The organism is Pseudocitrobacter sp. RIT415 (genome assembly GCF_003057695.2).
Lineage (GTDB): Bacteria > Pseudomonadota > Gammaproteobacteria > Enterobacterales > Enterobacteriaceae > Pseudocitrobacter > Pseudocitrobacter faecalis.
Window position 1 is genome coordinate 179,768 of sequence record NZ_QBJC02000003.1, and the last position, 21,807, is coordinate 201,574.

Sequence of the window (21,807 nt, forward strand, 5' to 3'; positions counted from 1 at the left end):
GGGGATCTTCCTTCAATGTAGCACGCTGGCGTGACAAAATGAGTGCGCAGTAACGCACTTATTTCGTGGCGGGGCAACCGTGCTCGCTGTTCGGGCCAATCATGACCGTCGGGCCGAGATATTTGGGCTGACGGTGGAGGATTGTTGCATCAATCACTGCGCTGACGCGGGCGAGTTTTTCGCGCAGACGCACCAGCTTGCCGCGGCCTTGATCCAAATCCTCAGCGTTATAGCCGATGGCATCAATGCCATATTGCTTCGCCAGCCAGATGGCGCGTTGATTATGGAATTCCTGTGAGATAATCGTGATGTTATTTTCACCAAAGACTTTATTGGCGCGCACGACGGAGTCGAGAGTGGAGAATCCAGCGTAGTCACAGAAGATAGCGCTGGCGGGCACGCCTTTGGCGATCAACGCCTGCTGCATGCCGGAAGACTCATCGTAATTTTTACGGCTATTATCGCCGCTCACCAGCAGCCATTTTACTTTCCCGGAATGATACAGTTCCGCAGCGGCGTTAATTCGCCGGGTGAAGTAGTTGTTGCCCGGTTTGGCGCCTAACAGCAATCCCACATTACGCACAGGGATAGCGTTAACATCATTCCACGTCAGGTGCTCGCTCGTCTTGACTATCTCCCGGTTGGCGAAAAATATCATGGCAATAGCCGCAAACAATAGAAAACAGGCGAACCTGAACATGCGTCGAGAGCAAATAATGTGACGAAGAAAACGGGCTAGCGCGCGCAGCATTGAGCGTTATCCTTAACAAAAGCGGGGGGAAGACGATTGTAGACGTTAGTGGATAAAATCATAACGATCCGCTATCGATTTCAGATTTTGCCTTGCCCCAGCGACATCTGTGTCAGCCACAACCGGGTATCAAACTCCAGTTGGTGATACTGCGGTTCCATATGGCAGCAAAGCTGGTAAAACGCTTTGTCGTGCTCTTTCTCTTTCAGATGCGCTAATTCATGCACCACAATCATGCGCAGGAACGGCTCTGGCGCGGTGCGAAAAACGGTGGCAACGCGAATCTCCGCTTTGGCTTTTAGCTTTCCGCCCTGCACGCGCGAAACGGCGGTATGCAGGCCCAGCGCGTTTTTCAGCACATGGATCTTATTGTCATACATCACCTTATTAATGGGTGGCGCGTTGCGCAGATACTGGCTTTTCAGATCCTGTGTGTACTGCCACAGCGCTTTATCGGTGGCGAAATCGTGCGTGCCGGGATAGCGCTTTGCCAGCACGGTACCCAGACGCCCTTCTGCAATAAGCGTGCGCACTTGTGCCAGCAGGTGTTCCGGGTAGCCCTGGAGATAAGTTAGTTGCGTCATCACAGCCCCAAATCGGATTAAAAAGTGTATACTCACGCACCCTTTTCAGGGATAACGCCAAATTTTACCATTCTGGAGGGCCGATGAGCCACATAGACAACGGTTTCCGTTCACTGAACCTGAAACGTTTCCCGGAGACGGACGACGTCAACCCGCTACAGGCGTGGGAAGCGGCGGATGAGTATCTGCTGCAGCAGTTGGACGACACCGAAATCAACGGCCCGGTCCTGATTTTTAACGACAGCTTCGGTGCACTGAGCTGCGCGCTGGCAGAGCATAAGCCGTACAGCATCGGCGACTCTTACGTCAGCGAGCTGGGCACGCGTGAAAACCTGCGCCATAACGACATTGACGAATCCAGCGTCAGATTTCTCGACAGCACCGCAGAATATCCATCCGCGCCTGCCGTTGTGCTGATTAAAATCCCGAAAACGCTGGCGCTGCTGGAGCAACAACTGCGCGCGCTGCGTGAGGTCGTGACCCCGCAAACCCGCATTATCGGCGGTGCGAAAGCGCGTGATATTCATAACTCTACGCTGGCGCTGTTCGAGAAAATCCTCGGCACCACGACCACCACACTTGCGTGGAAAAAAGCGCGCCTGATCAACTGCACCTTCACGAAGCCGGCGCTGGCCGATGAGTCGCAAATCGTGAGTTGGCCGCTGGAAGGTACCTCGTGGACCATTCATAACCACGCGAATGTCTTCTCTCGCACCGGTCTGGATATCGGCGCACGCTTCTTTATCGAGCATCTGCCGGAAAACCTGGAAGGTGAGATTGTTGATCTCGGCTGTGGCAACGGGGTGATTGGCATGACGCTGCTGGAAAAAAATCCAGAAGCGACGGTGGTATTTGTGGATGAATCACCGATGGCGGTCGCCTCCAGCCGCCTTAACGTTGAAAGTAACCTGCCGGACGCGATTGACCGCTGCGAGTTTATGATCAACAACGCGCTCTCTGGCGTCGAACCGTTCCGCTTCAACGCGGTACTGTGCAACCCGCCGTTCCACCAGCAGCATGCGCTGACCGATAATGTGGCCTGGGAAATGTTCCATCATGCACGTCGCTGCCTGAAAATTAACGGTGAGCTGTATATCGTGGCTAACCGTCATCTCGACTATTTCCATAAGCTGAAGAAGATTTTCGGCAACTGCACCACTATCGCCACCAACAGCAAGTTTGTGGTGCTGAAAGCGGTGAAGCTGGGGCGTCGTCGTTAAGGCGAATCCTTCACTCCGGCCCTCTCCCATAGGGAGAGGGAGCAAAACCTCCGCTTCTGGAAGCGTGCTCGCAGCATTAAAATTCTCCATTTCCCTTCTCTTGTATCGCTCTGTTTGAAGCGTAATCTCATTTCGCCATGATGATCTAACGTATTGCCAATTTGGCAACATGCGTTATGATATTGCCAATTTGTCAACGGAGTTGATGAAGAATGCACTTGATAACACAAAAAGCGTTGAAAGATGCAGCCGAAAGATTTCCCCGGCATGCGATGGAAATCCTCGCGCTGGGGAAGGCGGTTTCGAAAGGATACTTCAGGACGCCTGAGGCACTAAAGGGGCTTTTCCCCTCTCTGGATAATCTTAAATACCTGGATAAACATTATGTTATCGACATTGGCGGAAACGAATTACGCGTCATTGTGATGATTTTTTTTGATTCGCAGAAGTTCTATGTTCGGCATGTCTTCACACATAAAGAGTACGACAGGTTTACGGCGGAACATCGAAGAAGGGGAAAAAAATGATGGTCATTTCTGATGTGCTCAAGGCGGGTGAAAAGCTGACAAAAGCCGCTCCTTTTTTGGCAGGGATCCAGAATGACGAGCAATATAAAGAAGCGCTTATACTGATTGAGCATCTGTTGCTTAACGATCCTGATAACCCGCTCGTTGACCTCGTGTGCGCAAAAATCACGGCCTGGGAGACATCCGCACCGGAATTTGCTGAATTTAATGCGAGGCTTGAAGCGATGCCAGCAGGCATAGCGGTAATCCGTACGTTAATGGATCAGTACGGATTAACGTTATCCGATCTTCCCGAAATTGGTAGCAAATCGATGGTATCGCGAGTTCTTAACGGACAAAGGAAGTTAACCCTTGAACACGCGAAAAAGCTGGCGGCCCGTTTTGGTATTTCACCGGCGTTGTTCATTGATTAAGGCATCGCAGCCCTAACACCACGCACGCTAGATCCCCTCTCCCTCATGGAGAGGGTTTCATATCTCCAGTGCCAGCTTAGTCCCCTGCGCGATTGCCCGCCGCGCGTCCAGCTCCATTGCCACATCGCAGCCGCCAATCAAATGCACGATTTTCCCGGCTTCTGCCAGCGGCTGCGCCAGCGCGCGCTGCGGATCCTGCCCGGCACAGATCACCACATGATCCACCTTCAGCACCTGCGCTTCATCGCCGATCGTGATATGTAACCCTTCGTCGTCTACCTTCTGATAACGCACCGCCGGGATCATCTTCACGCCGCGCGACAGCAGCGTAGCCCGGTGGATCCAGCCGGTGGTTTTGCCGAGCCCATCGCCGGGTTTACTCGCTTTACGCTGAAGCATCACGATCTTGCGTGGGCTCTTCGGCAGCAGCGCACCTTCCGGATGCAGGCCGCCCGGCTGTTGCAGCGTGGTGTCGATGCCCCATTCCTGACAAAATTCCGCAATATTCTGGCTGGTAGAAACGCCTGGCTGACTTAAATACATCGCGGTATCAAAGCCAATGCCGCCGCAGCCGATGATGGCCACCGAATTTCCCACTGGAACTTTATCGCGCAGCACCTGGAGATAGGTCAGCACTTTGGGATGGTCGATCCCGTCAATCGCGGGTATGCGCGGGACGATCCCGCAGGCGAGGATCGTTTCATCAAATGCCTGGAGATGATCCGCCGTGACGAGATGATTCAGTTTAAGCGTCACGCCCGTGACGTCGATCATCCGCCGGTAGTAACGCAACGTTTCGTAAAATTCTTCTTTGCCGGGGATCTGTTTGGCGATATTAAACTGCCCGCCAATTTCGCTATGTGCATCAAACAGCGTGACCTGATGCCCGCGTGCGGCGGCGTTGATGGCAAACGCCAATCCGGCCGGGCCCGCGCCGACGACGGCGAGATTTTTCTTTTTTAGCGCCGGGACAATCGGCATTTTGGTTTCATGGCAGGCGCGGGGATTCACCAGGCAGGAGGTAACCTTGCCGACGAAAATCTGATCGAGGCACGCCTGATTGCAGCCGATACAGGTGTTGATCTCATCGGCGCGGCCCGTCTGCGCTTTTGACAGCAATTCGGCGTCGGCCAGGAATGGACGCGCCATCGATACCATGTCTGCATCACCGCGCGCCAGAATATCCTCCGCGACCTGAGGATCGTTGATGCGGTTGGTGGTCACCAGCGGGATCGCGACGTGGCCTTTTAGCTTGCGCGTGACCCAACTGAATGCCCCGCGTGGCACCGGTGTGGCGATGGTGGGTATGCGCGCTTCATGCCAGCCAATGCCGGTATTAATGATCGTCGCCCCCGCCGCTTCAATGGCCTGCGCCAGTTGTACGGTTTCATCAAATGCGCCGCCGCCTTCCACCAGATCCAGCATTGAGAGGCGGAAGATGATAATGAAATCTTTGCCCACGCGTTCACGAACCGCGCGCACCACTTCCACGGCAAAGCGCATCCGGCGCGGATAGTCGCCGCCCCATTCGTCATCGCGATGATTGGTGCGTGCCGCCAGAAATTCGTTAATCAGGTAGCCTTCTGAACCCATCACTTCAACGCCATCATAGCCCGCTTCCCGCGCCAGTTGGGCGCAACGGGCGAAATCATCAATCAGCACGAGAATTTCGTCGTGCGTCAAAGCATGGGGCGTAAAGCGGTTGATCGGTGCCTGAATGGCCGAAGGCGCCACCAGATGCGGCTGGTAGCTGTAGCGCCCGGTGTGCAGGATTTGCAGGGCGATTTTGCCGCCCTCCTGATGCACCGCATCCGTCACCAGACGATGCTGAGGAAGCTGGCTGGCATCACTCAGCACCGCACCGCCTTCCATGCCCACGCCGGAAAGTGCCGGTGCGACGCCCCCGGTGACAATCAATGCCACGCCGTGACGCGCCCGTTCAGCATAGAAAGCCGCCAGACGTTCTGCACCCTCCGCATGTTCTTCCAGCCCGGTGTGCATCGACCCCATCAGGACGCGGTTTTTAAGGGTAGTGAAGCCCAAATTCAGCGGGGCAAACAGCGACGGATAGCTCATAAGATTGTCCAGTATGTAAAATTATTGTTATGTGGTCGGATGAGTTTAATTTAGCCGTCGGCGTCGAAAAGGGAAAAGAGGAATGTGGGGATTGTGATGGGATTCAAAGAACGCCCCCATGAGTGACATGGGGGCGTGCGATTTAGTGTTCGGTCGTGACCTGTTTTTCAACACGCAGCGACGCCAGTGCCTTACGCGCCGCCTTCAGCACCAGTTCGCATTGCTCGATAGTCAGCGTCAGTGGTGGCTCAATGCGGATGGTTTTGGCATTGTTGAGCGTTCCGGCAACCAGCACACGCTGGCGGAACATTTCGCTCGCGAAGCTGTAGCCAATTTCGTTATCAACAAATTCTATGGCCATCAGCATTCCTTTGCCGCGCGCTTCCCGCACCACGTCCGGGTATTCACGCGCCAGGCTGCGGAAGCCGTCCAGCAGCATGTCACCTTTCTGCTCTGCCTGTGCCGGGAGGTTTTCCGTCAACAGTACGTTGATGGTCGCCAGCGCCGCCGCACAGGCCAGCGGGTTACCGCCAAAGGTGGTGGTGTGCAGGAACGGATTATCGAACAGCACCGAAAAGACCTCTTCGGTGGCGATGGTCGCGCCGATTGGCATCACGCCGCCGCCGAGCGCTTTCGCCAGGCACAGAATGTCCGGCTGCACGTTTTCGTGCTCGCAGGCAAACATTTTGCCCGTGCGGCCCATCCCGGTTTGCACTTCATCGAAGATCAATAACGCGCCAAACTCATCGCACAGCTTGCGTACCGCCGGCAGATAACCCGGCGGTGGCAGGATCACACCGCCTTCACCCTGAATCGGTTCCAGGATCACCGCCGCCACGTCATCGCCGGTTTTCTGGCATTCAGAGAGCGCCAGACGCATAGCGTCAATGTTGCCAAACGGCACATGACGGAAGCCTGGCAGCAGCGGCATAAACGGTTTACGGAACGTGGATTTCGCCGTGGCCGAGAGTGCGCCGAGTGATTTGCCATGAAACGCGCCGCTGGTGGCGATGAAAGTGAATTTACCGCGTGGCGACTGGTACGCTTTGGCAAGCTTAAGCGCCGCTTCCACGGATTCGGTGCCACTGTTGCTGAAGAAACTGTACTTCAGTTTCCCCGGAGCCAGCGCGGCCAGCGTTTTTGCCAGCATCGCCCGAAGCGGGTCGAGCAGTTCCTGGCTATGTAGCGGTTGTTTGACGAGCTGATTCTGTACGGCGGAAACCACAACTGGATTACGGTGCCCCACGTTGAAAATGCCAAAGCCACCCAGGCAATCAATAAACTCCTGTCCCTGGGTGTCGACAAGCGTATTCAGACTCCCCGCTTGCCATTCTACGGCTCCGTAATCCCCGCCAGCAGTTACAGATTTTCGATACTCCAGAAACCCCGGATTCACGTGCTCTTTAAAGTATTCTCTGACCTCCTGGTTAAGTGCTTTCATCTCCTCATGATCAAGCGTGCGCTTTTCAATGAGATTCAGGGCGTGTGCGCTACAGGCCAAAGCCGATGCGCTGGAAGGTAACCTGTTCAAAATATGCTCCCGGGGCTCACGTATCACACGATACTGAATTAAGTATTGCAGGGAATGCGCCACTTCGAAGCGGGCGCTGAAAATCGGGATAAACACCAGGGAGAAATGCAGTTGCACAATATTTAATCGTCCAGCAGCCGCATGGCCGCAGGAGAAGGGGAAATACCCTCTCGCCAGATTGGGGCGAATTGCGCGAAAACGGGGCGGATCGTGCGCCATTTTGACGCATCAGAGAATATATCCTCTAAAAATGCGAGCTGAATCGAGATTAACGAATAAAGCTAATGTATTCACCGCCGACATACCCTTTACACAATAAGCCTTATTACCGGCAAGGATACCTGCATGTCAGCACAAACCTGGGTTAGTCAGCGTGAATACCCGCTGGATGAACACACGACCTTAATGTCGACCTCCGACCTTAACAGCTACGTCACCCACGTGAACGATGCGTTCATTCAGGTGAGCGGTTACAGCCTCGAAGAAATTAGCGGTCAGCCGCATAATCTGGTGCGCCATCCGGATATGCCAAAAGCGGCGTTTGCCGATATGTGGTACACCCTGAAGCAGGGTGAGCCCTGGAGCGCTATCGTTAAAAACCGGCGTAAAAATGGTGACCATTATTGGGTGCGCGCGAACGCCATCCCAATGGTGCGACAAGGCAAAGTGACCGGCTATATGTCAATTCGTACCCAGGCGACACCGGAAGAAATCGCGGTCACGGAGCCGCTTTATCGGGCGCTTAAAGAGGGGCGAAGCCACAAACGCCTGCACAAAGGAATGGTGGTGAGTAAACGCTGGTGGGGCAAGCTGCCCGCGATGCCGCTGCGTTGGCGCGTGCGGTCTATTATGACGTGTGTTTTTATCCTGCTGGCAGGAATGTTGTTGGCGACGCATACATCGTGGATACCATTATTGGCTACGGCATTGCTGACTGTCTTCGCCACGGTAGTTTTGGAAGCACAGATCGTGCGTCCGATAGAGAATGTCGCACGTCAGGCATTAAGCGTGGCGACGGGTGGGCGTAACAGCGTGCAGCATCTCAAGCGTAGCGATGAGCTGGGGCTGATTCTGCGATCTGTTGGGCAACTGGGGCTTATCTGTCGTTGGCTGAAAAATGATGTCGCAAGCCAGGTCTCCAGTGTCAGTCAGGGAAGTGATACCTTAGCCAGAGGCAATGATGTCCTTAACGAACGCACCCGCCAAACGGTGGTGAATGTTCAGCAGACGGTGGCGACAATGAATGAGATGAACGCCTCGGTGCAAAGCAATTCGCAAACGGCGGCGGCAGCCGACAAACTCTCAATTGCCGCCAGTGGCGCGGCCGAGCAGGGCGGGCAGGCGATGCAGGGCGTCGTCAGAACGATGGATGAAATTGCCGACAGCACGCAGCGCATTGGCTCCATCACCACGCTGATTAATGATATCGCCTTCCAGACCAATATCCTGGCGCTCAACGCTGCGGTCGAAGCCGCGCGAGCGGGCGATCAGGGGAAAGGTTTTGCCGTGGTGGCAGGGGAAGTACGGCAGTTGGCGAGCCGCAGCGCTACGGCGGCGAACGATATTCGTAAGTTGATTGAAGCCAGCGCCAGCAAAGTGCATTCCGGTGCCGATCAGGTTCATGCGGCGGGGCGGGTGATGAACGATATTCTGGCGCAGGTGCAGAATGTGACGCAGTTGATCGCGCAGATCAGCCAGTCGACCTCAGAACAGGCCAACGGGCTGTCAGATATTACGCGCGCGGTAGCGGAACTGGATGCCATTACGCAGAAAAATGCCGGGCTGGTCGCGGAAAGCGCGAATGTGTCGGCGATGGTAAAACATCGCGCCAGCCGGCTGCAGGACGCCGTAACGGTTCTGCATTAATCGAGCTGCGAAATCTCCAGCGCCGCGCGGTCGATCACGCCCACAATCTGTTTTAGCTGCGCGTCGCTGAGTTCGCTTTGGTTCACTTTCAGGTTCAGTACGGCCTTAAAGTTTTCCAGCGCGCGCTTCATTTGCGGATCTTTGCGCAGTTCGTGGCCGACCATCCGGGCTTTAAGTTTTAGCTGAACCTGCTCCAGCACCTCTTTATTTTCCGCCAGCACGTTGCTGCCTTCCCCGGTGATGGCGATTTTTTTGCGTCCACCGTCTTCTTCCTGGGTGGTGATCAGCCCCTGATCCTGCAACAGATCGAGCGTCGGGTAGATCACACCAGGGCTTGGGCTGTAGTTGCCCTGGGTCATGTTTTCGATCTCTTTGATCAGTTCATAACCGTGGCTGGCGTTGCGGGAAAGAATATCCAGCACCACCAGGCGCAGCTCGCCGTGGCCGAAGAAACGTTGACGACGTCCGCCGCCAAAACCGCCTCCACCGCCGTGACGACCTTCACCACGACCACCACGACATTCGCGATCACCATGGCATTCACGACCACCGCGTCCACCGCGGTCAAACTCTGAAAAGTGTCTCATCATTTTTTACCTTATCTTGTTTTAGATATATCTAACTTATATCTAAATGTATATCTTTAGCAAGGTGGAGATGCGGTTAACTTTTATCTTCATGAAATATAAATAATTAATTTGGTTTTGAAGGTTTTTTTGTGCGAAAGGATAACTATATCTTAAAAAAGACTTGCTTTCTGTCTAACTGGCAATCATTATCATTTGCATCAAGTTTAGATATATCTGTTTTTCACGAAGGCGACGGATAACACCACTATGAAAGAAAAAAAATACCCCCAGCGCGTGCGTAATGAGCTGCGTTTTCGCGAATTGACCGTGTTACGCGTGGAGCGCATTGGCGCAGGTTTCCAGCGGATCGTGCTGGGCGGCGAGTCGCTGGAAGGCTTCTCCTCACGCGGCTTTGACGATCACACTAAACTGTTTTTTCCTCAGGCAGGCGAACGTATCGCTCCGCCGACCATGACCGACGAAGGGATCGTCTGGCCGGAGGGTGTCCGTCCGCAGTCGCGTGATTACACACCGCTCTACAACGCGGAGCGCCACGAACTGGCCTATGACTTCTTTATTCATGATGGCGGCGTGGCAAGTTCATGGGCAATGAATGCCCGCGTGGGTGACACGCTGACGATTGGCGGGCCGCGCGGTTCGCTGGTGGTGCCGGAGGATTACGCCTGGCAGCTTTATGTCTGTGATGAGTCCGGGATGCCCGCACTGCGCCGCCGCCTGGAAAGCCTGCGCTCGCTGCCGACGCGTCCACAGGTAAAAGCGATTGTGACTATCGCGGATGAGGCGTATCAGGACTATCTGGCGGAATTCAGTGAGTTCGATATCGACTGGGTGATTGGTCATCGCGAGCAGGCAGTGGCCGATAAGCTGGCGACGCTGGACGTTCCAACAGAAGACTATTTTATCTGGGTGACCGGGGAAGGCGCGGTGGCGAAATCGCTGGTTGGCCGTTTTGAAACCGACGCGATTGATCAACAGTTGGTGCGAACTCAGGCGTACTGGCATAAGAAGTAAGTGCGCTTTTTGTCGGGTGGCGCTTCGCTTACCCGACCTACAAAAAACGGCAAAGCTTTGCAAAAAATAAGCTTATTGCCTCACCCGGCGCGGCGACTCGCTTATAACCTCTCGTAATAACACATTCCTTTTTGTTGTTTGCTATCTGTCACTCATTCCCGATATCGTCTGGACGTCCATACTTCTAAACCGCTATTTGGCAGACGAATGATAGTACTCAGGAATATTTCAAAGATTTTTAACCCTGGAAAAGGGACGATAACGGCAGTCGATAACGTCAACCTGAGCATCGAGCAGGGGCAGATCTACGGCATTATCGGCTACAGCGGCGCGGGAAAAAGCACGCTGATTCGCCTGCTCAATGGGCTGGAAAAACCGTCTGCGGGCAGCGTGATGGTGAATGGGCAGGATATCTCCGCCGCGAAAGGCGAAACATTGCGTCAGGCACGCCTGAAAATCAGCATGGTATTCCAGCACTTTAACCTGCTCTGGTCGCGTACGGTCAGCGAAAATATCGCCTTTTCGATGCAGATTGCCGGCGTACCGAAAGCCAAAATTCGCGCTCGCGTGGCGGAGCTGGTTGAGCTGGTGGGCCTGAAGGGGCGTGAAAATGCCTATCCCTCACAGTTAAGCGGCGGGCAGAAGCAACGTGTGGGTATCGCCCGCGCGCTGGCCAATAACCCGGACGTGCTGTTGTGCGATGAAGCCACCTCGGCGCTCGACCCGCAAACGACCGATCAAATTCTCGACCTGCTGCTGGATATCAACCGCCGCTTCCGTTTAACCATTGTGCTCATCACCCATGAAATGCACGTGGTGCGCAAAATCTGCGACCGCGTAGCGGTGATGGAAGAGGGCAAGGTGGTGGAAGAGGGCGATGTGCTGGAGGTCTTTACTCATCCGCAAAAACCGATTACTCAGCAGTTTGTACGCCAGGTGAGCCAGTACGTCGAAGAAGAGGCGTTTAACCCCGCACTGACCGACGACCTGACCGGCAGCATTATCAAACTGACCTTCACCGGGCAGACCACGCATCGCCCGGTGGTGGGCGAACTAACGCTGCGCTATGGCCTGCCGTTCAACATTCTGCACGGCAAGATGACGCAGACCACGCACGGCGCGTTTGGTCAGCTCTGGCTGCACGTGGTGGCGAACCCTGAACAACTGAAAAGCATCCTCGCAGATTTGCAGGAAACCGGTATCGACAGCGAGGTAGTAAAACATGGCTGAGCAATTCTTACCGCATCTGAAATGGGACGCCCTGTGGGCCGCCACCCAGGAGACGCTCTACATGACCGCGCTTTCCGGCGTGGCGACGTTTGTTCTCGGCATTGCGCTTGGGTTGGCGCTGTTTTTAACCGCCAAAGGCGGGCTCTTTTATAACCGCCCGCTCTACAGCGTGATTTCGGTGGTGGTGAATGTCTTCCGTTCCATCCCGTTCATTATTTTGATTGTGTTGCTGATCCCGTTTACCAAAACGATCGTCGGCACCATTCTCGGCGCGAACGCGGCGCTGCCTGCCCTGATTGTTGGCGCGGCTCCGTTCTATGCGCGACTGGTCGAGATTGCCCTGCGTGAAGTCGACAAAGGGGTGATTGAGGCAACCCGTTCTATGGGCGCACGCCTGTCGACGCTGATTTTCCGCGTCCTGCTGCCCGAATCTTCCCCGGCGCTGGTTTCCGGTATTACCGTCACGCTGATTGCGCTGGTGAGTTACAGCGCGATGGCGGGGGTAATCGGCGCAGGTGGCTTAGGGAATCTGGCTTATCTGGAAGGATTCCAGCGCAACCACAATGACGTCACGCTGGTCGCGACGGTGACGATTCTCATCATCGTTTTCATCATCCAGTTCTGCGGCGACGTACTGACTTCTCTGTTAGATAAACGCTAATAACACACACACAGGAACCATCATCATGAAAAAGACACTCACGCTAATCGCCGCCGCTACTCTGAGCGCCCTGAGCTTTGCTTCCTGGGCTGACACCCTGACCGTGGGGGCGTCCAACACGCCGCACGCGGAAATTCTGGAGCAGGCGAAACCGATTTTGGCGAAGCAGGGCATTGACCTTGAGATCAAACCGTTCCAGGACTACATCCTGCCGAACACCGCGCTGGCGGGCCGCGACATTGACGCTAACTATTTCCAGCACATCCCGTATCTGAACAGCGTGCTGAAAGATCATGCGGGCGATAAAGATTATGATTTCGTAAGTGCCGGGGCGATCCACATCGAGCCGATTGGTATTTACTCCAAAAAATACAAAACGCTGAAAGACCTGCCGGAAGGCGGAAAAATCATTATGCGTGACGCGGTTTCCGAAGAGGGGCGTATTCTGACCATCTTTGAAAAAGAGGGGGTGATTAAGCTGAAGCCGGGGATTGATAAAGTGACCGCGCGTATCAGCGATATCGTGGAGAACCCGAAAAAGCTGCAGTTCCTGCCGAACGTAGAAGCGTCTCTGCTGCCGCAGATGTACAACAACGACGAAGGCGCTGCGGTGGTGATTAACGCCAACTACGCGATTGATGCGGGCCTCGACCCGGTGCATGACCCGATTGCGGTAGAGAGTGGCGAAAATAACCCGTATGCCAACATCATCACCGTACATCGCGGCGACGAGAAGAAAAAAGATATCGTGGCGCTGGTGAACGTGCTGCACTCGAAAGAGATTCAGGAGTGGATCCGCACCAAATACAAAGGCGCGGTGATCCCGGTTAATAACTGATCCTTCCGCCCGGTTTACGCCGGGCGTTTCTCCCTCTCCGACACTTCTTTACAGCAATAAGATTGCCAAACCATTTTCGCCCGTTAAGATGAAGAGCCTGTGCGATTAGGTGTAATTGTTGCAGGCAGTTTGGACACGGACAGCGCGGAGGAACCGGAGCGTACACGTAGTACGTGAGGATTTCGAGCACTGCCCAGGGCCAAACTGACAAATAAAATAGCCTAATCGGATAGGCTCTAAGCCCGTATTTATACGAGGTAATGATGATTCATCGGCAGCGAAAGGCGATATTACTGGTAGCCCTTGCATGTCTGGTGGTGCTGGTTTGCACCGCGCAGCGCATGGCGAGCCTGCACGCCCTGACGATGAACGTTGCCTCCGTAAGCCAGACCGTCTCATCGGATGGCGATGCGCCCGTCACGCCGTGTGAACTGAGCGCGAAATCGTTGCTGGCGTCGCCACCTGTACTGTTTGAAGGCGCGTTGTTTGCCGTTGCACTGCTGCTGGCGGTACTGGCGGCGCTGCCCGTCTTCTTCACGCGCGTCTGGCCTCCCCGTGTTATCTCTCCGCCCCGATTGCGGGTGCATCTACGATTGTGTGTCTTCCGTGAGTGAGTTTTAGCCTGCGTTATTCAGGTTAATTAACTACTTACGGAGAAAACCAATGCTTACTTTTTTCAGGCAGCTTCTGCTCTGCCTGGTTTGTCTGTGGCTGCCCGCAAGCTGGGCGGCGGACAGCGGCTGGCTGCGCGCCGCCGATAACGATCACGCCAGCGTGCGGCTGCGCACGCAAACTCTTCCGGGCGGTGAGACGCGCCTGCTTCTGGATGTTCAACTGGAGAAGGGCTGGAAAACCTACTGGCGCTCGCCGGGCGAGGGTGGGATTGCGCCCACTATCGTCTGGGATGATGCGCCGTCGGTGACCTGGCGCTGGCCGGTGCCGCAACGTTTTGATGTCGCAGGCATTACGACGCAGGGCTATCACGATAACGTCAGCTTCCCCATCACGCTGCATGATGTCAAAACGTCGACGCTGAGCGGTGTGCTGACGCTCTCTACCTGTAGCAACGTCTGTATTCTGACGGACTATCCGTTCTCGCTCGACCTGCACGCTCCGGCGGATAAAAACATCGATTACGACTTCACTCGTGCGATGGGCACACTGCCACGCGAAGATGGGCTGACCACCACGTTGCAGGCGGATTATGCGCCGGGAAAAATGATCGTTACCGCCACGCGTGAGGGCGGCTGGCAATCGCCCGCGCTGTTTCTCGATACGCTGGACGGCGTCAGTTTTGCCAAACCCACCTTCCGGGTGAAAGGCGACACGCTCATCGCCACCGTGCCGGTGACGGACGAATGGGGCGATAGCGCACCGGATTTACAGGGCAAAACGGTGTCGCTGGTGCTGGTGGATAACGGCCTCGCGCAGGAGAGCACGCGGGTTATAGGCCGAGCGACTGGGCTACCACCTGACGGCGTGTCGCTGTGGCTGGTGCTGTCGATGGCGCTGCTCGGTGGGCTGATTCTCAATATTATGCCCTGCGTATTACCGGTTCTCGCGATGAAACTTGGCTCGGTATTACAGGGCGATAGCACGCAGCGTGATGTGGTGCGGCGGCAGTTTCTGGCCTCAGTGGCGGGGATAGTGTCGTCATTTTTGGCGCTGGCATTGATGATGACGGTACTCCGTCTGAGCAATCAGGCGCTGGGCTGGGGAATACAGTTCCAGAATCCATGGTTTATTGCGGCGATGGTGCTGGTAATGGTGCTGTTCAGCGCCAGCCTGCTGGGGCTATTTGAGATTCGCCTCTCTTCCAATGCCACAACATTTCTCGCCACGCGAGGCGGTCATGGATTAGCGGGGCATTTCTGGCAGGGGGCATTTGCCACGCTGCTGGCAACGCCCTGCACGGCGCCGTTCCTCGGCACGGCGGTGTCGGTGGCGCTGGTTGCGCCGCTGCCGAAACTGTGGGGCATTTTCCTTGCGATGGGGATTGGCATGAGCCTGCCGTGGCTGCTGGTCGCGGCATGGCCGGGGCTGGCGCTGCGCCTGCCGAAGCCGGGCCGTTGGATGAACCTCGTGCGTATCATATTGGGCGTGATGATGCTGGGTTCTGCGCTCTGGCTGCTGACGCTACTGAACATGCATATTGGGGCAGCCATCACCTGGGGCGTTGGCGGCGTAGTGGCATTACTGCTGTGTGTCGCACTGGCCTGGCGCTATCGCGGGCGTGTGGCGCTCGGCGCGGCAGGGCTCATGCTGCTGACTGCGGCGGCGCTATTCTGGCTGCCGCAATCCACTTCCCCGCTGCGCGACCGAATTGACTGGCAGCCGCTGAGCGAGCAGGCGATCCAGACGGCGCTGGCTGACGGCAAGCGCGTGTTTGTCGATGTGACCGCCGACTGGTGCGTCACCTGTAAAGCCAATAAATACAATGTGCTGCTAAGCGATGACATTCAGCAGGCGCTCACTGCGCCAGATGTTGTCGCCCTGCGCGGTGACTGGAGCCGCCCGTCCACCGTCATCAGCCAGTTTCTCCAGCGCCGCCAAAGCGCGGCTATCCCGTTTAATCAAATTTATGGCCCCGCAACGCCGCAGGGCGAGATCCTGCCGCCGCTGCTCAGCCGCGATGCGGTACTGAATGCGTTGTCCAACGCCAAAGGAAAAAACTAATGCGCGTATTTACTCTGATATTACTGCTGTGTGTGGCCACCTTTAGCCAGGCACAAGAAGCGGACACACAATCGCAGCTCACCGAGATGATTTTCAATGATCCGACAAGCCCGCGCCAGGGTGCGGAAAAACCGGCGCTGGTGATCGTCAACTTTACCGATTACAACTGTCCTTACTGCAAGCAGTTTGACCCGATGCTGGAGAAAATTGTGCAGGATTACCCACAGGTGCAACTGGTCGTCAAACTGCTGCCGTTTCGCGGCGAAAGTTCGATGACTTCCGCGCGCGTGGCGTTAACCACCTGGCGTCAGCAGCCGGAAAAATTCTGGGCGCTGCATCAGCGGTTGATGGCGAAAAAGGGCACGCATGATGACGCCTCGATCCTGAGTGCGCAGCAGAAAACCCAGACGGCGGATATCAAGGCGGATGCGCAAAGCACGGATAGCGTGAAGCTGAATCTGATCCTGTCGCAGGTGCTGGGCATTCAGGGGACGCCTGCGACGATCGTTGGCGATCAAATGGTGGCGGGTGCCATCGCCTATGACGATCTGGAGGCGCTGGTGAAAGAGCAACTGGCGAAAGCCAATGCGCAGTAAATTGCGCCGCTGGCTAAAGGATCTGGTCATCCTGCTACTCCTGGCGATGGCGCTGATGTGGGGGATGGATCAACTTCGTAAGCCTGAACTCCCGGAGAATGTTTCCGGGATAACCTTACAGACGCTGGACGGCGAAACCCATTCGCTGGCAGAGCTGAGCCAGAAAAAGCCGTTGCTACTCTACGTATGGGCGAGCTGGTGTGGCGTATGCCGCTACACCACGCCTGCGGTGGCGCAACTTTCGCAGGAAGGCCATAACGTGCTGAGCGTGGCCCTGCGCTCCGGAGACGACAACCAACTGGCGCAGTGGATGGCCAAAAAGCATCTGACCCTGCCGGTGGTAAACGACCCGCGCGGCGAGCTTTCCGCGCGCTGGCGGGTGAGCGTGACACCCACGCTGGTGGTCATCTCTCAGGGGCAGGTGGTAAATGTGACCACCGGCTGGAGCAGCTACTGGGGCATGCGCGCCAGGTTGTGGTGGGGCGGGCTTTAGTAGGTCACGTTGATGGTGACCGTATCGGCGTAGGTGTCGGGCGTGTAATTCGCGCTCGGCACCGTGGCATACGCATTGTAGGTGATGGTTTGCCCGTTCCCCGTTCCGGCAACCGTATTGCTGCCAGTAGTATTTCCCCACGGCGCACCGCTGGTTCCGGCGGTGGAACGAAGCTGATACGGCACCTGATCGCTGTTGCTGGCATTGCCGGTATTGGTTTTCATCACTCCGCTGCCGGTCGTGCTGTTGTTGGACGGTACCAGCCCGATGGTATAGGGCGTGTTGCTGGTGCAGGCCACGCCAATGCTGTTGCTGGCGCTGAGGTTAGTATCGGTGAAGGCCGCATTGCCAAAATTAATATTGCTCGCCGTGGTGACGTTGCAAAATTTGGTTACGGTAGCCGAGACGGTAAAGGGAAAGGTTGCCCCCTGCGTGGTACCGCAGTTTGCGGGGGGCGCAGCCAGGCCGATGTTTATTGTCATACTGGCGGTCGCCGCCGTGTAAGTATCCTGATAACTTCCCGGCACGACGCTGGTTTGTCGGGCGGGCACTTTGGCATACACCGTTAAGCTACCCGTCACCGGCGTCAGGTTTAACAAATTAAGCTGGATCGCCGGAACGGTGGTTCCGCTTTGATATTGGCTGCCCCAGACCGTAGTGTACGACGCGTTCGAATAAAGCTGATAATCGAGTGTCCCGGCAGGTGGCCCTGCGTAAGCCATTCTGCGCGGTATCACCTGCCCGCTGTTCGCTGATGCGCCGATGTTAAAGCAGATGGTGACGCCGGCCAGTAAATCGCCAAGCTCCTTAGTACAGCTGTAGTTGAAGGTCATGCTGGTATTGGTATCCGCGCTGCTTAACGGATTGACGTTCCCAAAACTGATGTTTTGCACGCCGGACATTGAGCACACGACGGCTTTGCTGGCCAGCGGGCAGAGCAATAATCCCAGCAGCAGTAATACCAGATGAATTAACCGCACATCACGACTCCTGTAGTTAGCGACAGACCAATGGGCCAATTTGCGGGATGCCTTTGGCCTGACGCGGGTAATCGAACTGCACCGCGCATTTGCCGCCCGGCAGAGCAACCTCCAGCGTGTTATGCGAAGAGACCATATCGAAATAGGCCATCCCATCAAAACCGATCATTACCGTATCTGTACTCTGTTGCCCTGGGTTGAGTGTGGCCTGGCTGCCTTCCGGCAACGCGCGGCCCTGCGCATCCACTAAGACAATCAACGCGGGTTGCGTGGTGGTAATACCAAACTCCACCAGCGTGCCGGAACGATCGGCGGGAACCGCGGCGGCGTTAACCCGATCGACGCGCGTGTTGGCCGGAAGATTCAGCGTGTCGATGCTTATCTGATTGTTTTGATAGCTATTGAGCTGTGTCACCAGCAGTAAGCCGTCGTCGTCGCTGGTGCCAACCACGTTATTCTCCAGCATCACCGGCACGTCCGGCACGCCCTGCGTCGACACCACCGCAAAGCCATTATTGATTTCCCGCGCGGCAAACAGACCGCCGCCCATCATTACCAGCGAACCGGTCGCGCCCGCGTAAGCGTAGTGGTTATCGGGAACACGGTTAAAGCCGGTATAGACCTTCCCGTATCGCCCCTGATAGCCGACTTCGCCCTGGCCGCTGGTTTCTGACGCCTGGCGATTGGCGGCGATATTCCAGCCCCAGCCACCTTCAGACGGCAGCATCTGGCTGGCATTCATCATGTAACCCGTCTCATCGTTAGTGCGCTGAACGGTACCGCTGACGGTGCGGTTGTTCTCCAGTGAAACCGTGAGCATCAGGTAGACGCTGCTGTCCTGGTGATCGTCAAGATTCTGGTTCAGCCCGAGGTTAAGCCAGGCTTTCTCCGTCAGCGCTTTTGACCAGTTGGCATTCACGTAGCGCAGGTTGCTGTCGTGCGGATAGCGAAACTGTAAATAGCCGACGCTGAAATTGCCGAGTGCCTGGGCGTTATAGCCCACCACCGTATTGCTGTTCAGCTCTGGCGGCGCCTGGCCGTAAGCAGTGGCGATATCGCGATAGTCGCCGCTGGTGACGGTCGTTGAGGTATTGAAGCTGAAAATATCGTTCGACCAGCGATAGCCGAGGCTGTACAGCGCGCCGTTTTTCCCTTGATCGCCGCTGAAGGCGATGGCGGCTGAAATCGTGCCGCTGCGCGGGCCTGGCACCCAGTCGTTACTGATGCCGCCGTTAAGCAGACTGTCGCTGGCTTCGCCATGGGCGGCGGTGGTGAAGGTGTTGCTGATGCCGTGACGCCACGTGGCGCTAAGCGCGGGTTTGCTGGCGTAATCAAACGAAGTGTAACCGTAGTTTTCCCGCACCACGCCCAGTTCGGCTGACCATTCCGTTAACCCCTTTCGCAGCAACGACTGATCGTTATAAAACGAAAAATTTTGCACAGTTGTGCGCCCCAGCGCATCGGTCATTGTCACCTGGGCGTTCCCCGCGCCGTTGATATTGGGCAGGGTGTTAATCTCAAAATTTCCGGCGGGGACGTTGCCGTTGTAATTTCTTACCCCGTTTACATACAGTTCCACACTCGACGGAAGTGTCGCGGAACCAAAAAATGCGGGCAGCGGGGTGGTGGGCTGATAGGGTTGCAGGCTGAAATCGGTGCCGATTTGCAGGCCGGCAATACGCGTGGAACGCGACCATGACAGAGCGCTGCTGAGCGTGTCGCCCAACGAGACATACAGCATTTTATCCGGGAAGGAAGAGCGCCAACTGGTATCAAGACGCGTGAATCCGTTGCTTTGATAACCCGGCGTGCTTTCGGTGGTGTTTTGACTTAACTGGGTCGAGCTGAGAACTCCGGCGGCGTTGAAGGCACGCAGCTCGCTCCACGTGTTGAGGCGTGCTTCATCATCCTGCGCGGCATAGAGATCGTAGTTGAGCAGTAGCCCGCGCGAGATGCTGGCTTGCGGCTGTTCCACGTTCTCTCTCCCCACTTCGGTAGTGCCGAGATCCAGCGCGCTAAGCGGGGCGGTGAGCGTGAGCGTCTGCTGCTGAACGTCGTAATCGACATTAAGCTGTGGAATGTCATTGAGCGCGCGCGTCTCGCCTGCCGGGATGCCAATCTGGCGCCGCGAGGCGGGACTGGCGTAGAGCTTTTCATTGATGAAACGGAAATGCACCAGCCCTTTGGGGTTTCCGTTAACCGTCACATCAAGGTAGAGGTCGATACCTTCATGCTGCGTGTTATCATTCATCGGAGTATCCCGTGATGGGCCAGTGTTGGTATTGTTCGCGACCGCGGCACCCGATACACATGTTGCGCTAAGCAAAATGACGTTTGCCAGACGGGAAAGTCTTTTACAGATTTTGCACCGCTTTTTGGCCATTGATCATGACTTCGAGTTTTCCGCCAGGTGCAATATTTGCGGCTTTTGGCGTTAATATCCATCGCATGGTCGAGCCTGGAAGAACATACCCCAGTAGCCCCGGCGTAATTTCTCTTCTGCCACCCTGTTGATTGATATACGTTACGGCGGAGAGTTGTGCATGACTATTTCCGTTATTACTGACCTCAAGGAAATTATCATTTCCGACACGTTTTACTCCCCATGTTAATTTCGCTTGCGGCGTGCCACTGTTCTTCGGTTGAATAAAAACGGGGAGTGAATAATGTAAAACGAATTGTAATTTATTGGACTGCGGCGTGGCTGATGGTAATTCATTAACAGATAACCGGTAAGACTCCTCGACACTGTTAGTTGGATTACCCAGGCGAATGACGCGAATCAACTGGCGCTGCCCGGGTTGCAGCGTGAGCATCGGCGGGCTGATGACCAGATCGCGCGAGGCGGTCAGGTTGTCTTTAAAATCGCGCTGGCTCCAGTGAAAGACGCGCACCTGCGCGTTAATGGTATTGGTGCCTTCGTTACTCAGCCAGATGCCGTCAGCATTTTTATCCTGAAGGGTCAAGGAGACAGGAGAAACCTGCAAACCGCTGGCCAGAGCGACATTTTGTGAAGCGATCAATCCTGTCAGGCAGAGCCAAACAGCCTGCCTTAAAAAGGTTTTTATTCTCATAAAATTCCGTTTTATCAATAGTTAACGTTAACAGTTACCGTGTCTGCATAGCTATCAGGTGTGAAGTTTGCGCTCGCAGCGGTCGCATAGACTGTGTAGGTTTGTGCAACGCCTGTACCGGTGCCTGCCACGCCATTACCCACCGTGGTCGTGGTCGCGGTGTTCCCCCACACCGGGCCGGTCGCGGAGGTTTGGTTAAGCTGATACGGCACTTTATCGGTATTGGTCGCGGCGTTGGCAACAGATGACATCGCCCCTGCACCGCCCGTACCACCGCCATTCGCCGTAGAGGGGGCAAGGCCGATAAAGTAAGGCGTTGTTTTCGAACAGTTCACCGAAATAGTGCTGTTACCGCTGGTATTGGTGGCATTGGCATTTACTGAACCCAGGTTAATGTTGGAGGATGCTCCCGCGGTAACACTGCATGATTTGAGAATAGTAATAAGAACCTGAAAGGTGGCTGTCGCCGTTGCGGCATTGGCTGCTGGAATAACAGCAAATGCGAAGCAAGGAAGAATGAAGCGCAGCAGGGTTGATGGTTTCATATTCTTATCCTCTACAGGTTATCTTATTCTTTTCAAAAGAGTGGAAGGGGAATTATCTCAATTGGGCTTAAGTAAACAGTAGGGTACGGAAATGTTTTGTGCCAATTTTAAAATAAAGATTTGTGCGTATTGAATTTCTTTAAGG

21 protein-coding genes are annotated in these 21,807 nt (G+C 55.4%); 12 read left to right on the top strand and 9 right to left on the bottom strand.

Annotated elements, in window-relative coordinates:
- Positions 1–58: 58 nt before the first annotated feature.
- The gene (locus tag DBY68_RS04980) at positions 59–751 is read right to left on the bottom strand and encodes a vancomycin high temperature exclusion protein (RefSeq protein ID WP_108475043.1); all 693 of its coding nucleotides are present in this window, start codon (positions 749–751) and stop codon (positions 59–61) included.
- An 80-nt stretch (positions 752–831) separates the two neighbouring features.
- A complete protein-coding gene (locus DBY68_RS04985; protein WP_108475044.1) occupies positions 832–1,335 on the bottom strand; it encodes a M48 family metallopeptidase in 504 nt (167 codons plus the stop codon).
- A gap of 83 nt (positions 1,336–1,418) precedes the next feature.
- Here DBY68_RS04985 and rlmG point away from each other — a divergent pair, with 83 nt between their 5' ends.
- The 3 genes from rlmG (at position 1,419) to DBY68_RS05000 (ending at position 3,495) form a co-directional block, all read left to right on the top strand.
- A complete protein-coding gene (gene rlmG, locus DBY68_RS04990) occupies positions 1,419–2,555 on the top strand; it encodes a 23S rRNA (guanine(1835)-N(2))-methyltransferase RlmG (RefSeq protein WP_108475045.1) in 1,137 nt (378 codons plus the stop codon).
- A 212-nt stretch (positions 2,556–2,767) separates the two neighbouring features.
- Positions 2,768–3,082, top strand: coding sequence for a type II toxin-antitoxin system HigB family toxin (locus DBY68_RS04995; RefSeq protein ID WP_108475046.1), 315 nt, complete (start codon positions 2,768–2,770; stop codon positions 3,080–3,082).
- Positions 3,079–3,495 (top strand): helix-turn-helix domain-containing protein, encoded by a 417-nt coding sequence (locus DBY68_RS05000; protein ID WP_108475047.1) that lies wholly within the window; start codon positions 3,079–3,081, stop codon positions 3,493–3,495. Before DBY68_RS04995 ends, DBY68_RS05000 begins: the two co-directional genes overlap by 4 nt.
- 57 nt (positions 3,496–3,552) lie before the next feature.
- Here the strand turns inward: DBY68_RS05000 and DBY68_RS05005 are convergent, their stop codons facing one another.
- Both DBY68_RS05005 and ygjG read right to left on the bottom strand, forming a co-directional pair.
- Positions 3,553–5,571 (bottom strand): NADPH-dependent 2,4-dienoyl-CoA reductase, encoded by a 2,019-nt coding sequence (locus tag DBY68_RS05005; RefSeq protein ID WP_108475048.1) that lies wholly within the window; start codon positions 5,569–5,571, stop codon positions 3,553–3,555.
- Between the two features lie 142 nt (positions 5,572–5,713).
- The gene (gene ygjG, locus DBY68_RS05010) at positions 5,714–7,102 is read right to left on the bottom strand and encodes a putrescine aminotransferase (protein ID WP_199538649.1); all 1,389 of its coding nucleotides are present in this window, start codon (positions 7,100–7,102) and stop codon (positions 5,714–5,716) included.
- A 345-nt stretch (positions 7,103–7,447) separates the two neighbouring features.
- On the opposite strand from ygjG, the gene DBY68_RS05015 reads away from it, so the two are divergent.
- Positions 7,448–8,968 (top strand): PAS domain-containing methyl-accepting chemotaxis protein, encoded by a 1,521-nt coding sequence (locus tag DBY68_RS05015; protein ID WP_108475049.1) that lies wholly within the window; start codon positions 7,448–7,450, stop codon positions 8,966–8,968.
- On the opposite strand, the gene DBY68_RS05020 is transcribed toward DBY68_RS05015, so the two are convergent.
- A complete protein-coding gene (locus DBY68_RS05020) occupies positions 8,965–9,555 on the bottom strand; it encodes a PadR family transcriptional regulator (RefSeq protein ID WP_108475050.1) in 591 nt (196 codons plus the stop codon). The two genes, DBY68_RS05015 and DBY68_RS05020, sit on opposite strands and share 4 nt — an antisense overlap.
- A gap of 249 nt (positions 9,556–9,804) precedes the next feature.
- Here DBY68_RS05020 and DBY68_RS05025 point away from each other — a divergent pair, with 249 nt between their 5' ends.
- From DBY68_RS05025 to DBY68_RS05060, 8 genes are all read left to right on the top strand, one after another.
- Positions 9,805–10,569: a siderophore-interacting protein gene (locus DBY68_RS05025; protein WP_108475051.1), complete on the top strand. Its 765-nt coding sequence runs from the start codon at positions 9,805–9,807 to the stop codon at positions 10,567–10,569.
- Positions 10,570–10,776: 207 nt separating this feature from the next.
- Entirely contained in the window at positions 10,777–11,799 is a 1,023-nt protein-coding gene (locus DBY68_RS05030) for an ATP-binding cassette domain-containing protein (protein WP_108475052.1), read from the top strand.
- Complete coding sequence (locus tag DBY68_RS05035) at positions 11,792–12,460, top strand: methionine ABC transporter permease (RefSeq protein WP_108475053.1); 669 nt, start codon at positions 11,792–11,794, stop codon at positions 12,458–12,460. The genes DBY68_RS05030 and DBY68_RS05035 overlap by 8 nt, the downstream gene beginning before the upstream one ends.
- A gap of 25 nt (positions 12,461–12,485) precedes the next feature.
- Positions 12,486–13,298, top strand: a complete 813-nt coding sequence (locus tag DBY68_RS05040; RefSeq protein ID WP_108475054.1) for a MetQ/NlpA family ABC transporter substrate-binding protein — start codon at positions 12,486–12,488, stop codon at positions 13,296–13,298.
- Between the two features lie 263 nt (positions 13,299–13,561).
- Positions 13,562–13,912: a copper resistance protein gene (locus tag DBY68_RS05045; RefSeq protein WP_108475055.1), complete on the top strand. Its 351-nt coding sequence runs from the start codon at positions 13,562–13,564 to the stop codon at positions 13,910–13,912.
- Between the two features lie 49 nt (positions 13,913–13,961).
- Entirely contained in the window at positions 13,962–15,974 is a 2,013-nt protein-coding gene (locus tag DBY68_RS05050) for a protein-disulfide reductase DsbD domain-containing protein (protein WP_108475056.1), read from the top strand.
- A complete protein-coding gene (locus DBY68_RS05055; RefSeq protein ID WP_108475057.1) occupies positions 15,974–16,570 on the top strand; it encodes a DsbA family protein in 597 nt (198 codons plus the stop codon). The genes DBY68_RS05050 and DBY68_RS05055 overlap by 1 nt, the downstream gene beginning before the upstream one ends.
- The gene (locus tag DBY68_RS05060) at positions 16,560–17,063 is read left to right on the top strand and encodes a protein disulfide oxidoreductase (protein WP_108475058.1); all 504 of its coding nucleotides are present in this window, start codon (positions 16,560–16,562) and stop codon (positions 17,061–17,063) included. The genes DBY68_RS05055 and DBY68_RS05060 overlap by 11 nt, the downstream gene beginning before the upstream one ends.
- Here DBY68_RS05060 and DBY68_RS05065 read toward each other — a convergent pair.
- The 4 genes from DBY68_RS05065 to DBY68_RS05080 all read right to left on the bottom strand — a co-directional run bounded on the left by DBY68_RS05065 (position 17,060) and on the right by DBY68_RS05080 (position 21,662).
- Entirely contained in the window at positions 17,060–18,043 is a 984-nt protein-coding gene (locus tag DBY68_RS05065; protein WP_108475059.1) for a spore coat protein U domain-containing protein, read from the bottom strand. The genes DBY68_RS05060 and DBY68_RS05065 overlap by 4 nt on opposite strands.
- A 16-nt stretch (positions 18,044–18,059) precedes the next feature.
- A complete protein-coding gene (locus DBY68_RS05070) occupies positions 18,060–20,294 on the bottom strand; it encodes a fimbria/pilus outer membrane usher protein (protein ID WP_108475060.1) in 2,235 nt (744 codons plus the stop codon).
- A 103-nt stretch (positions 20,295–20,397) separates the two neighbouring features.
- Positions 20,398–21,117 carry a molecular chaperone gene (locus DBY68_RS05075; RefSeq protein WP_108475061.1) on the bottom strand — a complete coding sequence of 240 codons (720 nt, stop codon included), beginning with the start codon at positions 21,115–21,117 and terminating at the stop codon, positions 20,398–20,400.
- 14 nt (positions 21,118–21,131) lie between these two features.
- Entirely contained in the window at positions 21,132–21,662 is a 531-nt protein-coding gene (locus DBY68_RS05080; RefSeq protein ID WP_108475062.1) for a spore coat protein U domain-containing protein, read from the bottom strand.
- Positions 21,663–21,807: the final 145 nt, after the last annotated feature.